This is a genomic window from Achromobacter spanius, from assembly GCF_002966795.1.
GTDB lineage: Bacteria > Pseudomonadota > Gammaproteobacteria > Burkholderiales > Burkholderiaceae_B > Achromobacter > Achromobacter spanius_D.
Window position 1 is genome coordinate 5,719,675 of record NZ_CP023270.1, and the last position, 15,740, is coordinate 5,735,414.

The 15,740-nt window shown below is 63.2% G+C and carries 10 protein-coding genes; 5 read left to right on the plus strand and 5 right to left on the minus strand.

Features of this window, described 5'->3' with window-relative positions; translation table 11 throughout:
• The first annotated feature begins 55 nt into the window (after positions 1-55).
• The 3 genes from CLM73_RS25930 (at position 56) to CLM73_RS25940 (ending at position 3,247) form a co-directional block, all read left to right on the plus strand.
• Positions 56-1,534, plus strand: coding sequence for an efflux transporter outer membrane subunit (locus tag CLM73_RS25930; protein WP_105240878.1), 1,479 nt, complete (start codon positions 56-58; stop codon positions 1,532-1,534).
• Between the two features lie 822 nt (positions 1,535-2,356).
• Complete coding sequence (locus tag CLM73_RS25935; protein ID WP_008167163.1) at positions 2,357-2,875, plus strand: Hcp family type VI secretion system effector; 519 nt, start codon at positions 2,357-2,359, stop codon at positions 2,873-2,875.
• A 114-nt stretch (positions 2,876-2,989) separates the two neighbouring features.
• On the plus strand, positions 2,990-3,247 hold the full coding sequence (locus CLM73_RS25940; protein ID WP_105240879.1) for a PAAR domain-containing protein: 258 nt from the start codon (positions 2,990-2,992) through the stop codon (positions 3,245-3,247).
• 42 nt (positions 3,248-3,289) lie between these two features.
• On the opposite strand, the gene tssM is transcribed toward CLM73_RS25940, so the two are convergent.
• The 5 genes from tssM to tssH are packed head-to-tail and all read right to left on the minus strand — an operon-like array spanning position 3,290 to position 13,295.
• A complete protein-coding gene (gene tssM, locus CLM73_RS25945; protein ID WP_105240880.1) occupies positions 3,290-7,006 on the minus strand; it encodes a type VI secretion system membrane subunit TssM in 3,717 nt (1,238 codons plus the stop codon).
• Positions 6,999-8,447 (minus strand): type VI secretion system protein TssA, encoded by a 1,449-nt coding sequence (tssA, locus tag CLM73_RS25950; RefSeq protein ID WP_105240881.1) that lies wholly within the window; start codon positions 8,445-8,447, stop codon positions 6,999-7,001. The genes tssM and tssA overlap by 8 nt, the downstream gene beginning before the upstream one ends.
• On the minus strand, positions 8,444-9,160 hold the full coding sequence (locus CLM73_RS25955; RefSeq protein WP_199778208.1) for a type VI secretion system-associated protein TagO: 717 nt from the start codon (positions 9,158-9,160) through the stop codon (positions 8,444-8,446). The genes tssA and CLM73_RS25955 overlap by 4 nt, the downstream gene beginning before the upstream one ends.
• A complete protein-coding gene (locus tag CLM73_RS25960) occupies positions 9,157-10,719 on the minus strand; it encodes a sigma 54-interacting transcriptional regulator (RefSeq protein WP_105240882.1) in 1,563 nt (520 codons plus the stop codon). The genes CLM73_RS25955 and CLM73_RS25960 overlap by 4 nt, the downstream gene beginning before the upstream one ends.
• Positions 10,720-10,724: 5 nt before the next feature.
• On the minus strand, positions 10,725-13,295 hold the full coding sequence (tssH, locus tag CLM73_RS25965; protein WP_105240883.1) for a type VI secretion system ATPase TssH: 2,571 nt from the start codon (positions 13,293-13,295) through the stop codon (positions 10,725-10,727).
• A 390-nt stretch (positions 13,296-13,685) separates the two neighbouring features.
• Between tssH and tssB the strand changes: the two genes are divergently transcribed.
• Positions 13,686-14,192: a type VI secretion system contractile sheath small subunit gene (tssB, locus tag CLM73_RS25970; RefSeq protein WP_105240884.1), complete on the plus strand. Its 507-nt coding sequence runs from the start codon at positions 13,686-13,688 to the stop codon at positions 14,190-14,192.
• A gap of 49 nt (positions 14,193-14,241) precedes the next feature.
• The gene (gene tssC, locus CLM73_RS25975; protein ID WP_105240885.1) at positions 14,242-15,726 is read left to right on the plus strand and encodes a type VI secretion system contractile sheath large subunit; all 1,485 of its coding nucleotides are present in this window, start codon (positions 14,242-14,244) and stop codon (positions 15,724-15,726) included.
• The last annotated feature ends 14 nt before the right edge of the window (positions 15,727-15,740 follow it).

Below are 15,740 nucleotides of genomic sequence, written 5' to 3' on the forward strand. Positions count from 1 at the left end.
GCCAGCGCGTCCCGTCCGTGATCGAACGGGACGCGCGCCAAAGAGAAACGTCATCATGATCAAAAGACTGACCCGAGGATCCGCCCTGCTCGCCATGCTGCTTGTGCTGGCCGGCTGCGCGGTGGGTCCCACCTACCAGCGTCCCACGGCCGACACGCCCGCCGCCTTCAAGGAAGCCGCCCTGCCCGCGTCCGAAGCCGGCACCTGGAAGCCCGCCGAACCTTCTGAGGACGCCCTGCGCGGCGCCTGGTGGAAGGTCTTCAACGACGAAGGCCTGAACCAGCTTGAAGAAGAAGCCCAGCGCGCCAACCAGGACCTCCAGGCCGCCGCCGCCCGCTTGAACCAGGCCCGCGCCCTGCAACGCGAAGCGCGCTCCGGCTTCTTCCCCAGCCTGGACGCCGGCTTCGGCCCCAACCGCCAACGCCCCTCCGCCGTGTCCCAAGGCCTGCCCGACGGCACCTCTACCTCGGCCGTCACCACTTGGCGCGCGCAAGGCACCGTCTCGTACGAAGCCGACCTCTTCGGCCGCGTCGCATCGACAGTGGACGCCGCCACCGCCGACGCCCAGCAAAGCGAAGCGCTCTACCGCTCCGTCCTGCTCGCCCTGCAAGCCGACGTTGCCACCACCTACTTCCTGGTTCGCGAACAGGACGCCGAATCGCGCCTCTACCACCAGACCGTCAAGCTGCGCACCGACACGCTGCAACTCATCCAGCGTCGCTACGACGCCGGCGACATCAGTGAACTCGACCTGGCACGCGCCAAGGCCGAACTCGCCTCCGCGCAATCCGAAGCTCTGGGCATCGACCGCCGCCGCGCCACCGCCGAACACGCGCTGGCCGTCCTGCTGGGCCGCGCTCCGTCGGAATTCACCATGCCGCCGCAGCCCATCGAAAAGATCGCGCTGACCATCCCCGCCGGCCTGCCCTCCACGTTGCTCGAACGCCGCCCCGACATCGCCGCAGCCGAACGCGCCATGGCCGCCGCCAACGCCCGCGTCGGCGCCGCCAAGTCTGCGTTCTTCCCGCGCCTGGACATCACCGGCGCCTTCGGCTACGAGTCCTCTGAACTGGGCAACCTCTTCCAATGGTCCAGCCGCACGTTCCTCCTCGGCCCCCTGGTCGGCGCCGCCCTGTCCATGCCCATCTTCGACGGCGGCCGCCGCCAAGCCGGCCTGGACCGCGCCCGATCCGTCTACGAGGAAGACGTCGCCGTCTACCGCCAGACCGTATTGAATGCGTTCCGCGAAGTGGAAGACAACCTGGCGAACCTGCGCATCCTCGCCGACCAGACCAAGGCCCAGAACGCGGCAGTAGAAGCGGCTGCCCGCGCGGCGAAGCTTTCGCACACGCAGTATCGCGAAGGCTCCATCAGCTATCTGGACGTGATCGAGGCCGACCGCAGCGTTCTCCTGCAGCAACGCGTGTCCGTGCAGCTGACTGCCGAACAAGCCCGGTCGACGGTGGGATTAATCCGCGCCATCGGCGGCGGCTGGGATAACCCGGTCCCGCCGGACCAGGTTGCGACGAAGTAACGCAAAACGGTTTGGTGTCTGACACCCGAAAGGTTTCCAACCCGGTGTCAGACACCGAGCCCATTTTCTAACCCGGTGTCATCGCCACGCCAAAAAGCCCCCCACACCAGCGCGCAGCGTCATCACCACGACGCAAGACACTGCGTAAGCCCAACTAGGCCGCCCGCGCGGCCGCAGTGGGGCGGGCCCCGCAAACCGCTCCAACTCACACGGAGCGTCCACAAAAACCTCAAGAACCCCACCCGCCCCAGCGTCATGCCAAGTTCACTTCACCGCAGCCCGGCGTGGCGGCGGCCTGGGTGCGCGGGGCGTGTAGATGCGCCCGAGGGAATCGGAAGGCAGGCGCCGCAGGCGACAACGACGATGACGAAGGGGCAGTCCGGAGCGAAGGCTCCGGACCGCAATCGTAGCCCCGCGCACCCAGGCCGCCGCCACGCCGGGCGTCTAAAGAACCCACCCCACACCACCGCAAAACGACCCGCTCACCCCGCCTCTGTCGTCAGCCAAAAACAAAGACCGGGCCAACTCTGACCCACCCGAGCCAATTCCGACCCGCCATTTTCCGCTTTGTTTTTAACAACTTAAAAACCACCGAGCCAAAACTGACCCGAATCCCCGCAAAAAAAATCACTTCCCCGTTTTTCGAGCAATCAGTAATCAGCAATCAGCACAAAATCCACCAAACAAGTCATTGATAAAAAAGAGGAAACCGGCATTCAAACAAAACCTGGCACGGACTTTGCAATTAAGCAGAAGTCATCCCTGATGGCACACCGGCCAGTAAGGCCATTCCGCAATCGAAACCAAACCAGGAAACAGCAAATGCCGACTCCCGCCTATATCAGCATCCAGGGCAAGACCCAGGGCAACATCACGCAAGGCGCATTTACCGCCGACTCCGTCGGCAACGTCTATCAGGAAGGTCATGAGGACCAGATCCTGGTCCAGGAAATCGAACACCTGATCGCCACCCCCACCGACCCGCAAAGCGGCCAGCCCTCGGGTCAGCGCGTCCACAAGCCCTTCGTCTTCACCGCGCCTTTGAACAAGGCCACCCCCCTCATGTACCAGGCCCTCGCCTCCGGCGAAATGCTGCCCGAAGTCGAAGTGAAGTGGTATCGCACCTCCACCGAAGGCAAGCAAGAGCACTTCTTCACCACCAAGCTCGAAGACGCCACCATCGTCAACATCAACACCGTGCTCCCGCACGCCCAGGACCCCAGCAAGGCCGAGTACACCCAGTTGGTCAAGGTTGCCATGGCCTACCGCAAGATCACCTGGACCCACGCCATCGCCGGCACTGAAGCCTCCGACGACTGGCGCAAGCCGCAAGAAGCCTGATCCCAGGTTTCCCAAAAAACAAGGCCGGCGCATCACGCGCCGGCCTTGCCGGTTCTGATCTGACTTTGTTCCGCACGGGGCCCCTCAAGAGCCCCTAACGAAAGGAAGCCAAACATGAAACCCATCGTTCTTGTAGGTCATCGCCACAGCTGCCCCACCCACGGCACCGGCACCGTCGTCACCGGCGCAAGCGAAGCCATCGTCAACGGCCGCGCCATCGCCCGCATCGGCGACCGCATCAGTTGCGGCGCAATCATTCAGACCGGCTCACCCGGCACCATCATCGAAGGACAACCGGTTGCGCGCCAAGGCGACAAGACCAGCCATGGCGGCACGCTGATCGAAGGCGAGCCCGGCTGGCTAGTCGAATGATGGATACAGGCGTGGCAGCGCGACAGCGGTGCCACGCAACCCTCAGGACTTACTCCCAGCAGTCTTCCCCCCCGCATCATTACCCCGCACGCCGTCCTCCAACAGCGTCTGCGGCAAGGCAAACGCCTTGAACAACGGCTGCGTAAAGGGATTGTTCGCCTTCTCCGTACTGATGCGGTAACGCATGCCGCCGTCCGGTGCGGCAAAGCTGATGTCAACGCTCGTGCTGGTCGCACCGTTCAGACGGGCTTGACTAAGCAGCCGGTACAGCGACCACGGGCCGCGATAAACCAGTCCGCTGCTACTGCCCCCCGCATGCACCAGCGTCATGCGGCTTTCATTGCTCGACGCCAGGGTATTCGGCCAGATCAACGCCGTACTCGTCGTCGGACCGTGGTTGTACGTCACCAACTGTCCTTCCACGCTAAGCGAGCTGCTGCGTTTGCTCTGCGCCATCCCCAGCGGCTCAACATGGAACTGCACCCCCAACGTGCCGCGGCTATTGAAAAACGCGTCCCGGATCTTCTCGGCCGCCTCAAGCTGCGTCAACACATCCGTACGCACGAGGTATCCGCCCAACCGCTCCGAATACAACGCCTCCAGGTTATCCTCGATGAACAGGTTCAGATACTTCTCGCGGAACTGCTGCAAACGTCCCTGCGGGCCGAAAAACGCCGTGAAATCGTCCAGCGCCACTTCCTCGCGGCTTGCCGGATTGAACGGATAACGGTTTGCCAACCGCTCGCGGTAAAAGCGATAAACATCGATGTCCCAACGACGCTCCAGCTCACGCAGCGCCTCAACCAGAATCACCCGCGACGACTCGTCCGCCAGCTTGCCCACCTGACGGTTCAAGGGTTCCGGCAGCCCGGCAGCAATGCGCTGCAGATTGCTGATCGGGTCCGGGCCCTTCAGCCCGAAGCGCTCCAGCACCACGCCAAGCGCCGTCTTGCCGCGATCCGGGCTGTCGTGCACCGTGCGCACCTTATCCTGCACGCTACCGATCGCCACCAACGTCTCGTCCAGGTACGACGCCCGATCGCCCTTCGCCTGCAGCAGTTGGCCCATGGGTGCAAACGCCCGCGCAATCCCGAATATCGCGCCCGTCTCGTCCTGACCGGCTGCCACCTTTTCCGCCACGCCTGATGCCTGCGCAACCATCGCACCTTTCCCGTCGACCGCACCCGTGACAGCCTTGGGATCAGCGCCAAGCTCACTGTTGTCGCGCACGGTTTCCACCAGCCTGCGCAACGGCGCCGCCGGGCTGGTCACCGTGCCCAGGACATTGACCGCCTCGGCAAGGTCAAGAAAGTCACGAACTTCGAGCTGGTTGAGGTTGCGCTGCCAGGTGTCGATGTAATCGCGGCCGTAGATGGCCTGGATGCGCTTGGCCAACGCCCGCTTGTCAGCCTCGGAATAATCGATATTGCGCCGCTCGCCCAGCGCCCACTGGTCAATCATTGCCAGTTCAGTCAGATCCTGGCTGTGCGGCGCGAAATAGCTATGAAACCCCTTGGCCGTCAACAACGCGTCGATACGGCCATCGGAAGCGAGTGGCCCCGCTTCCCCCTTGCCGGCAGCCGCAGGCTGATAGACCACATCAAACGCCGGACCGATCTCATTGCGCAGGTCCAGCGGCGCCCTCAGGTACTCGCCCGCCTGCCGGCGCATCGTCATGTAAACGCGCTGCGGCAACGGGATCTGCCGCAGGTCGCGCTGCACGATGGACACGCGCTGCTGAAACTGAGGCAGCAACGTATCGGCGTACTTCATCGCGTAGTCCAGGTGCCGCATCAACGCGCGCTGCACCTGGTCTTCGCCGGGGAAAGCCCGCGCCCACTGCTGCCCCATCCAACGCTCCACCACCGGCGGCCGGCGATTGGGACGGTCTTCGATCATGCGGTACACGCGCAATGCCTCAAGCTGCGCATCGCTGTCCACCGACGTGCCGTCCAGATGCTCCATCACCCCATTGGCCAGCGCAGGCAGAAAGCGCTGGGACAGCAGCGTCAGATACGCCTGATCGACCTTTGGACCAATCTGCCATCCCTGATACAGCCCCATGTCCGCCACAAGCGGCCACGCCTCCCGATAATCGCCGTACACCGCCACCGCGCTGCTGATCTGATCCAGCGGCTGAAGCAGGTTGCGGCCTGTCGTGTCCAGCTCGCCGTCGATGGCGTGGGCGCTGTAAGCGCGGCTGCGTTCCAGCACGCTCATGGCCTTGTCCCGGTTCACGGCGTAATAGTGATACCAGCCACCGACAATGATCGCGCTTCCCAACGATGCCACACCAAAACGCAGAGCCAGCGCGCGCCGCTTTTCAGCCCGCACACGCGGGTTGTCGCCCGCCAACCCCGACTCGGGATAGATAACGCGCTGAAATAGCTGCTGGGCAAAGTAGACCATCGCGCGGCCGCTGGGATGCGTGGCCGGCACGGGCTCCCGGATATCGTAATTCTGCGAAGCAGAGGCCACGAAGGCGTTGGTCAGCACGCCCTGCTGATAGACCGACGACAAAAAGACGCCACGCGGCAACGCCGGCGTTAGGTAGCGATCGCTGCCCAATACATCGGTCAGGAACTCCATCAAGAGCGGCCGCATGCCGGTCAGTTGCCGAACCAGGGAATACAGGGCTTCACGTTGATTCAATTCGCGGACATCGGCCAACGCATCGAACACCTGCTCGTTCAGGCGCGTCAGAAACTCGTCGTACCGCGCGCCCAGTTCATCCCGCCACGCGTCATAACGCTGCACGGAGTCCAGCGTAAAAGAAAAGCCAAAGATATCCTCGCGCGCAGACTTGGGCAGCCGGGCGAACAGCGGCTCAAAGCCTTCAAGCAGGTCGAATTTGCTCAGAACGACATACAGCGGCGGACGCGTGCCAAGCTGACGGCTCAGTTCGGCCAACCGGGCCCGCAGCAACGAGGCCAACGCCTTGCGGTCGCTAGGCTGCTGATTCAGCAACGTGACCAGACTGACCATCAGCACGACGCCATTCAGCGGACGGCGGCTGCGACTGCGCCCCAGCCATCCCACAAAGCTATCCCACAGGCGGGAATGGAGCTCCTCCGGCAAGAGCGCGGGTCCCGCAGCGTCTGCCGGCTTCGGCGGTTCCGTGTTCCCGGACGCGGCAGATTGCTCAAGTTCCGCCGTCATCCGAGGCTGGCTGATCAGTTCGCCCGGCGGGTCGATCAGCACGGCGTCATCGCCAATCCACCAGTCAATGCGGTAGATCCGGTCGGGGTCGTCTTGCAGGCGCTGGCTGCCGGCCTTGACCTCGCCCGTCAGCGAGAACGTCTGGCTGGACCGGTTGACGAAGCTGGTCTTGCCCGCGTTCTCCTGACCCAGGATCAGATACCAAGGCAGTTGGTACAGCGCGTTGCGGCCCTTCAGGTTGGCGTGGAGAACGGCGAGGCTCTTGTCCAGATCCCGCTCCTGCGCCTGCACGTAGCGCAGGCAGGGATCCTCCTGCTGTTTCTGCGACTTCGCGCGCTCGGCTTCCAGCGTCAGATTCCGATTGCGCAGCCGGATGGCCCAGACCAGCAAGGGCAGCGCAATCAGCCCAAGCGTGGCCAACACGCGCGCGGTGATACTTGCCAGCGGGCGGTGTTCCTCCCATGTCCACATCGGCCCCAGCCACCAGATGGCAGCCAAGGCGAGCGCCAGAATCAGCAGCAACGCCACCGGCATGCCCTGCTTTGCCCATTTCAGTAGCGGCAGGCCATAGCGTTTTACTTTCGACCAGATCTTAAACATGGGGTTGCTCCAGTTTCTTGCATTCGATTGCGGCATTCACCTGCCGCTCAAGCAGGCCGAACAGACTCGGTTCCCATTGCGCAGCGCAAGCGTCTTGCATGATGTGATGCGCCCGGGCGTACAAGCCGTCCGCCAGCCACGACAAGCCACGCGCGCCAAGCAGTTCGGCGGCGATCGTGATGACATGGCAGCCATGACGCGGGTCCGCCGACGCCTTCTGGATGGTTTCCAGCCGCTTGAGCATCGACTCCACCCCCGTGGCTTCCAGCGCCTCGCGCAACTCCTCGCGCAACGCGGGGTACTCGTGTCCGGCGCCCAGCTTCGCGGTGTCCGCATCCGCGCCACTGATCCACGACTGCGTTTCGCCATCGACGAACGCGCGGCCATCCGCAAACTGCAGCTTCACCAACGCCGGCAGCCTTGCCACAAAGCGCCCGGTGGATTGGCGGATAGCCTCGGCGACGTTCTGCATTTCCAGGCGGCGAGCGATACCAGCAGCCAGGAAGCTGCCGCGCAGCCAGTACGGTGACGAGGTAATGCTTCTTTCAACGCGCTGCAACAGCGCGGGATCGACCGCATTGGCTTTCAGCGCATCCCAGTACGCCTCGGCGGTTTCGGCGGGAACCGCCATCAACTCTGTGCGCGTCGTATCTTTGCGCGTCGACGGCGCAATGCTCAGATGCGCCCACAAGGCAAAGCGGCGCAGCAGGTAGCCGGTCGGGTCATACGCGTCTTGATGGTTGATGAGGTCGGCCACGGCCAATAACGAACGGCGCGCTTCCCGTTCGTTGCCAGGCGCCATGGCCACGGGCGTGAAGAAGGCCTCGGTGATCCCGGACGTCTGCGCCGACAGGTCGAGTTGCGCATCGGCGAGCTCGGGCGCACGTGTCGCCTCGGTCTTGAGCCGTAGCTGCGCCTCCAGTCGGGTCAGCGTCGGCACGTCCAACCCGCATTCGTTCGCGCAGGCCTGCAGCTTGTCCAAGGCCTGCTGGCCGGATTTGTAGAATTCGTCGGCGTATCCCTTACTGTCGAGCTTGGCCAGCGCCTCTGTCAGGCGCTCCAGTTGCTGGGACAGCAGACGCCGCTTGGCCATCAGGCCCGCCGCGCCCGGTTTTGGATGGCTTGTGCTCCAGTACCGGCTGGTCATCCCAGCCAACATGCCTGCCGCCTCGGCCCAGCCGCGCCAACCGCCCGAGCGCATGCGGGCCGTTGCCAGTTGCGCGGCAATGCGCAGGTGCTTGCACTGCGACTGCAGATACTGACGCGACGCCGTATCGACATAGCCCCAGTCGATGGTCGCCTCTTGCAACCCCCCCAGCTTCATCATCTCGTTTTCGATGCCCTGGTAGGCGTTGTCTTCGTCGTCAAAATCGCCAGCCGGCTGTTGCGGCGATATGGGTGACAGGATGGCGTCGAGATCCAGTGCGGGAAAGGTGCTCACCAATGACAAGCCTCGCGTTGTTGCGCCATCAGCGCATGCAGCGCTGCCGTATCGAACGACAGCCCGTCGAACGACGCGTGGTCGCTCTCGAGCTGCATCTGCTGGGACGCACGCGTCAGATGGCGAAGCTGTTCGATGGCGACCAGCCCACGGCCCGCATCCGTGACGGTGCCGTCGTCCAGGACCTGCCAGGGCCTGCGGTCGGAAATGGGCCGCCCATCCAGCAACACGCGGATGCTCACGCGGCTGACATCCAGCGGCTCGGCGGTAATCAACTGCAAGCGCGAAATGTTCTGCAGGCAACTGATCGCCAGCAGCGGCCGCGGCGCGCTTCCGGCCAAGGCCGGCGCCGAGATCACGACCTTGTCCTGACCCGGTATCGCATCGCCGACGCGCAGCAGCAGCGCGCCGGCGTAATCTGCCTTGCGGCGGGACTCGTTGCGTTGCACGAGCCCGACAATGTCCGGCACCCGAACCAGTTCGAACGGTGCAGCGGCCGATGCCGCGACGCCGGCCGCCGCGGCACCGGCCGCAGGTGCCGCAGATTCCGCGGTGGCTGTCGGCGGCGTGCCCGCTTCGGCGTCAAAGCAGGCCAGCCGCTCGATGGCCGACACGATGGTTGTGCAACGACGGCCCGCCGCCACCGCGTCCGTGGCTGCGTCACCGCCCATAAGCACGGCGGCCGCCAGCAGGAGCGCCCAGAATGGCTTCATATTGCTTCCTCTCCAGTCAGATTCAGATCCAGGCACTTGCGCGCCAACGTACGTTTGGGAATGCCCAGGCTTTGCGCGGCCACCCGGCGCGACCCTGCGGCCTGGCGCAGGCGGTCTTCCAACAGCAAGCGCTCGAACGCCGCCAGCGCTTCGGGCAGGCTTTCGGTACGCCACAGACGCTGCAGGCTGGCTTGGCCGGTGTCATCGTTCATGGGCTCGTGCGTGCCGCTTGTCAGCTCGACCAGCCGGTTGGTCTGGATGCGCTTGCCCGGCGGCGTTCGCTCTGCCGCCGCAAGCACCAGACTGCGCAGTTCCCTGACGTTGCCAGGGAACCGATGGCGTTGGAGCTGTGCAATGGCGTTGTCGGAAATGCCGGCGACGCGGCCGGGAAATGCCCGGTTGTGCTCGAGCAGAATGTGCGCCACCAGCGCCGGAACGTCTTCAAGACGCTCGCGCAGCGGGGCAATGTGCAGTGTCAGTTGGCAAATGCGGAAGTACAGGTCTTCGCGAAACTGGCCGTCTCGCACCAACTCAAGCAAAGGCCGATGGGTTGCGCAGACCAGCCGGAAGTCGGAAGGCAACTCTCGCGTCGCGCCCACCGGTCTGTATTTTTTTTCGTTCAGCAGGCGCAGCAGTGCGCCCTGCAGGCCCAACGGCATGTCCCCGATTTCATCCAGGAACAACGTGCCGCCGTCAGCTTCCGCGACCAGGCCTGCCCGCGCCTGCACGGCCCCGGTATAGGCGCCGCGAATCGCGCCGAAAAGCTCTGCTTCGATCAGGTCTTTGGGAATGGCCGCGCAGTTGACCGGCACGAACTTGCCCTTGCGCGCGGACGCCTGATGGATAAGCCAGGCGGCATGGTCTTTGCCCGAGCCCGTTTCTCCGGTCACGAGCAACGACAGGGAAGAGTCGGCGAAGCGCAGCATGTCTTCGCGCAGCCGCCGCGCAGTCGGTCCTGAGCCGACAAAGCCGGTGGACAGCAAACGCCGGCGTCCCCGCGTGTCGGACTGCTGGTCCTGCATCGTCTGGCGCGTCTGGGCCAGCGCGTCCGAGCCGGGCCGTTCAAGCAGGCCATTCAAGACCGCGTCGTAGAGCCCGCGCAGTTCCTGCCACACCGGGTCGGCCGTCCAGACACTGAGCCCGGGTGCAGTCCCGGCCAGAAACAGCACCGCCACGGCCATCTGGTGCTTATCAAGCAACGGCACCACCAGCCACGCATCTGCCGCCGCCAGCCGCTCGCGAAGTTCCTCGTACCCCCCGGCAACGCCGAACAGGCTGTCCAGGCGAGACACGTGACGTGCCTGGCCGGTAGTCAAGCAATAAACGATTGGGTTGTCGAGGTCCTGCAAGGAGCACGCCGGCAGCAAGTCCAGCGCGACACCATGACTGGCGATCGGCCGGATGCTGTCACTTGCCGCCTCGCGCCAGTAGCAGACTCCGTAACGTATCCCGGGCGCCGAACAAACGGCTTTCAGGAAGCGGTCGGCCAGGGAAGCGATGCCGGCGGCCTGGACCAATGTCCGTGCGAGCGCTGCGGCGCCTTGGGCACTCAAGGACATTGCACTTACTCCACCATGGCGTCGAAGGCAGCACCGTTCCAACTGATGGTGGAACGCTGGAACCGCTTCCCGCTGGCCAGACACTTCAGCACCGCCAGCGACAACGGCGGCAGCATGTCGCCGTCGATGCTGGCATCAAGCAGCCGCGCGCCGTTCTGGTGACGCAGGCAACGTGCGCGCAATTCATCCCGCGCAGACGCCTCGATCGTCAATGGCGCGTTGTAGCGGTCGCTGAACTGCTTTTCGATGCGCCGCAGCCGGCTTTCGACAATTTCGCCGAGCGTTGCCTCGTCCAGATAACAGAATGGAACGACCTGCATGCGCGCCAGCAGTGCCGGCTTGAAGAATCTTGCAAGATGATCGCGCAGCGCGTCGGTGCTGAGGTCGGCAAGCGGACCGCCGTCCTGATCGAAGCCCAGATTCGACGTCAGGAAGAACAGCACGTTCTGGCAGTCGATGCGACGCCCTTCGCCGTCGGCAAGCTCGCCTTTGTCGAAGGCTTGATAGAAGATATTGAGCACCTCGGGATGCGCCTTCTCGACTTCGTCCAGCAGCACCACGGAGTACGGCCGTTTACGAATGGCCTCGGTCAGTACTCCGCCTTCGCCGTATCCGACATATCCCGGCGGGGCGCCCAGCAACCGCGATACGGAGTGCTTCTCTTGGTATTCCGACATGTTGATGGTGGTCAGAAACTGCTCGCCGCCGAAAAGTGCGTCTGCGACGGCCAGGCCCGTCTCTGTTTTCCCCACCCCGCTCGGCCCCACCAGCAGGAACGCGCCCATGGGAGTGCCGGGCCGCCGCAGGTCAGCCATGGCGGTCAGCAACCGGCGGTGCACCGTGTCGATCGCGGCGTTCTGTCCCTTGACGCGTAACCGTAGCGTCTCGGGCAGCTTGTCCAGCCGATGAAACTGATCGCTGTTCAGGGTGGCGGCGGGAATCCCGGTCCAGTCCGCAATCACCTGTGCAATCTGCTGGGCGCCCACGTCCGCGTGCAACAGGGCGCCGTCGCGTTGAAGGTCGGCCAATTGCGCGACCAGCGCTTCCAGCCGCAGCGAGGTGTCTTCCTGGGACTCGCCCGCACGTAGCGTGATGATCTGGTCTATCAGCGCTTTCTGCTGCTGCCAGGCGGCCTGCAGCTGTTCAATGGAATCCCGAATCTGCTGCCGCGTCACATCCAGCGCGGCCAGTCTGACGGTTTCCGGCTGTCGTCCGGCACGAGCATCCCGCCATAGCTGGTCGGCCTCGGCATCAACCTGCCGCAGTTCGTTCTCCAACGACGCGAGGCGTCGCGGTGACTCGGCCAACGCCGTTGCGACGCGGGCGCAGGCGGTGTCCAGAACGTCGATCGCCTTGTCCGGCAATTGCCGGCCCGACAGGTAACGTGCCGACAACGCTGCGGCCGCCTTCAGGGCATCATCGGCGATGTAGACCTGATGAGCGTCTTCATACACGCCGCGCAGGCCGCGCAGGATGTGCACGGCCTGCTCCACGCTGGGCGCATCCAGTTTCACCAGTTGAAAGCGCCGCGTCAGCGCAGGATCTTTTTCGAAGTACTTTTTGTACTCGGACCAGGTCGTGGCGGCGATCGTGCGTAGCTCGCCGCGCGCAAGTGCAGGCTTCAAGAGATTCGCCGCGTCGCTACCGCCTGCCGCGTTGCCGGCCCCGATCAACGTATGCGCCTCGTCGATGAACAGGATGATCGGCTTGGACGCGTGCTTGACCTCGTCGATGACCGCCTTCAGGCGTTTCTCGAATTCCCCTTTGACGGAGGCGCCGGCTTGCAGGGCGCCTAGATCCAGCCCCCACAACGTCACATCGCGAAGCGGCTCGGGAACGCGTTGCTCGACGATGCGTCGCGCCAGGCCCTCGACAACGGCGCTTTTTCCCACGCCTGCTTCACCCACCACGATCGGGTTGTTTTTGCGGCGGCGCGAAAGAATGTCGATCATCAGATCGATTTCGGCATCCCGGCACAGAACCGGATCGATGTTTCCCGCGCGCGCCTGGGCCGTGAAATCGTGTCCGTATTTACTCAATGCGCTGTCGGAAGCCGCAGCCGCCGATTGGTTTGGCGATGAATCCTCTGATACCGGGGCTTCCGAGGAATCGGCCAGCAATTCGCGAAAACGCTTGCGCAGTGTCTCGCGATTAATGGATTCGAATAACCGGATCGTGGGAAAGGGCAGGTAGCGGGCCGGGTTAGACAAGGCGGCCAACAGCAGCGTGCCGGTTCGGATTTCGGTTTGCGTCAATTCCACCGAGCTCAGTAACCAGGCGTCCTGCATCAACTCAAGCAGCAATGGCGAGAACGAGGGGTATGCGTACCCTGGCCCGGCATCGAGTTTAGGAAACGTGCTGGCAAGCGCCTCGCGCAATGCGTCCGGATCCAATTCCGAGTTAGCCAGAATGCAGCGCACGTCGCATTTCGGTTGATCCAGGAACTGGTACAGCAAGTGGGCAACCGTGACCTCTGCGCCATGCTGGCGGATGCAGAGACTGCCGGCTTCCTCCAGCGCGTGCCGCGCCACGGCGTGCAACCGGTCGAGCAGTGCAGACAGATCAACGGAAATCATGCCGGATTTTCCTCGTGGCCATGTGTTTTCTCACCATTTATTGTTTAAGCGCTACAGAAAACGAGCGCATTAAGAAACCATAGCCACAGACAAGGATCAATCGGACTAATTCGAATATCAGTTAACTGCCCTTCATTTCTTATGACCGCTCATATTTCCAATATGAATCCGATCAATTCGATCAGCTTTTCGAACTTTTCATATGTTCGAAGCTTTGAATCTCGCATCAGAATGGGCAGCTTTTTTTTGCTTCATCTCACCATGCGCTAGCGTCGTTTGATTTTGCGAAACCTTGCCAGAAGACCTGATATTCCGTTTTTGATAAGGGCGGCCTGTTATGCCTTGTGGGACGGACGCGTAAATGGCTCGAAAATCTATAAGGAGTGACCCATGGCATCGAAAGTTGGTTCAGTTGCACCGAAAGAGCGGATCAATATCCGCTACATCCCCGCGACAGGCGACGAGCAGGAAGAAATCGAACTTCCGCTGAAAGTAATGGTGCTCGGAGACTTCAAGGGGCATGCCGACGAAACCCCGTTGGAAGATCGCCCCGCGGTCCAGATCAATAAGGACACCTTCAACGAAGTCATGGCCGAAGCCGGCCTGAGCCTGAAAGTCGACGTCCCGGCCACGCTCGAAGAAGGCAGCGAAAGCGACACGCTCAGCGTCAACCTGCAATTCAAGAACATCAAGGACTTCGGTCCTGACGCCATCGCCCGCCAAGTCCCCGAATTGAAGAGCCTGCTGGAACTGCGCGAAGCGCTGGTGGCGCTGAAGGGACCCATGGGGAACATCCCGGCATTCCGCAAGCAGATCCAGACCCTGCTGGGTGACGACAGCGCACGCGGCAAGTTGGCCCAGGAACTGGATCAACTCCTGGCGGCGCCGCAGGCGTGACGCCCGGCCCCGTCTCAATCTCACTCTTCAGGTTCTCAAGGACGCACCGATGACCAAAGCCCAAACTGCCGAGATTCAAGAACAGGCCAGCAGCCAGCCCGCGGGCGGACTGCTGGCGCAGATCATGGCCCAGACCCGCATCGAGCCCAGCCAGGAAGGCTATGCGGTCGCCGAGCGCGGCGTTGCCGCATTCGTGTCCGAGATGCTCAAGTCCGACTCCCGCGAGCAGCCGATCAACAAGCAACTGGTGGACCAGATGCTTGCCGCGATCGACCGCAAGCTCAGCAAGCAGATGGATGCCATCCTTCATCAGCCGGAATTTCAGCAGCTTGAATCCATCTGGCGCGCCTTGTTCGACTTCGTGCAGCGCACGGACTTCCGGGAAAACATCCAGGTCGTGTTCGTTCCGGTCACCAAGGACGAACTGCTGGAAGACTTTGAAAGCGCTGCCGACATCACCCGCAGCGGCCTGTACAAGCAGGTATACACGGCGGGCTACGGCCAGTTCGGCGGCCAGCCGATCGGCTGCATGATCGGCAACTACAACTTCGGTCCCTCCGCGCCCGACATCAAGTTGCTGGGCTACCTCGCCTCCGTCGGCGCCATGGCGCACGCGCCCTTCCTTGGCGCGGCCGGACCCGAAATGCTCAATCTGGAATCCTTCGAAGAGCTGCCCAACCTGAAGGAAGTCAAAGACATCTTCGAAGGCCCGCGCTTTGCCAAGTGGCGCAGCCTGCGTGAATCCGAAGACTCGCGCTACCTGGGCCTGACCATGCCCCGCTACCTGCTGCGCCAGCCGTACGATCCGCTGGAAAACCCCGTGCGCAGCTTCGCCTACGAAGAAACCATCGACGGCGACCACCGCAACTACCTGTGGGGCAACACGGCATTCCTGATGGGCAGCCGGGTCACCAACAGTTTCGCCAAGTTCCGCTGGTGCCCGAACATCATCGGCCCGCAGTCCGGCGGCGCGGTCGAAGACCTGCCGATGCACCTGTACGAGTCGCTGGGACAGCTGCAGGCCAAGATCCCCACGGAAGTCCTGGTCTCCGACCGCAAAGAGTTCGAACTGTCCAGCGAAGGCTTCATTCCGCTGACCATGCGCAAAGACAGCGACAACGCCGCGTTCTTCTCGGCCAACTCGGTGCAAAAGCCCAAGGTCTTCCAAAAGACGCCCGAAGGCCTGGCCGCGCAGACCAACTACATGCTGGGCACGCAGCTTCCGTACATGTTCATCATCAACCGCCTGGCGCACTACATCAAAGTGCTGCAGCGCGAGCAGATCGGTAGCTGGAAGGAACGCCAGGACCTGGAGCGCGAGCTCAACAACTGGCTACGTCAGTATGTCGCCGACCAGGAAAGCCCCACCAGCGACGTCCGAAGCCGCCGTCCACTGCGCGCCGCGCGAGTCGTCGTGCAAGACGTCGCCGGCAATCCTGGCTGGTATCAGGTCGCGCTGTCGGTTCGCCCGCACTTCAAGTACATGGGCGCCAGCTTCGAACTGTCGCTGGTCGGCCGCCTGGACAAGGACTGACAGGGAGCTGAGCC

Bases quoted from the DNA above. Each gene is read 5' to 3' on its own strand.
- tssM (WP_105240880.1), bottom strand. From the start codon at position 7,006: ATGTTTAAGATCTGGTCGAAAGTAAAACGCTATGGCCTGCCGCTACTG.
- tssB (WP_105240884.1), top strand. From the start codon at position 13,686: ATGGCATCGAAAGTTGGTTCAGTTGCACCGAAAGAGCGGATCAATATC.
- CLM73_RS25930 (WP_105240878.1), top strand. From the start codon at position 56: ATGATCAAAAGACTGACCCGAGGATCCGCCCTGCTCGCCATGCTGCTT.
- CLM73_RS25935 (WP_008167163.1), top strand. From the start codon at position 2,357: ATGCCGACTCCCGCCTATATCAGCATCCAGGGCAAGACCCAGGGCAAC.
- CLM73_RS25955 (WP_199778208.1), bottom strand. From the start codon at position 9,160: ATGAAGCCATTCTGGGCGCTCCTGCTGGCGGCCGCCGTGCTTATGGGC.
- tssH (WP_105240883.1), bottom strand. From the start codon at position 13,295: ATGATTTCCGTTGATCTGTCTGCACTGCTCGACCGGTTGCACGCCGTG.
- CLM73_RS25940 (WP_105240879.1), top strand. From the start codon at position 2,990: ATGAAACCCATCGTTCTTGTAGGTCATCGCCACAGCTGCCCCACCCAC.
- tssC (WP_105240885.1), top strand. From the start codon at position 14,242: ATGACCAAAGCCCAAACTGCCGAGATTCAAGAACAGGCCAGCAGCCAG.
- CLM73_RS25960 (WP_105240882.1), bottom strand. From the start codon at position 10,719: ATGTCCTTGAGTGCCCAAGGCGCCGCAGCGCTCGCACGGACATTGGTC.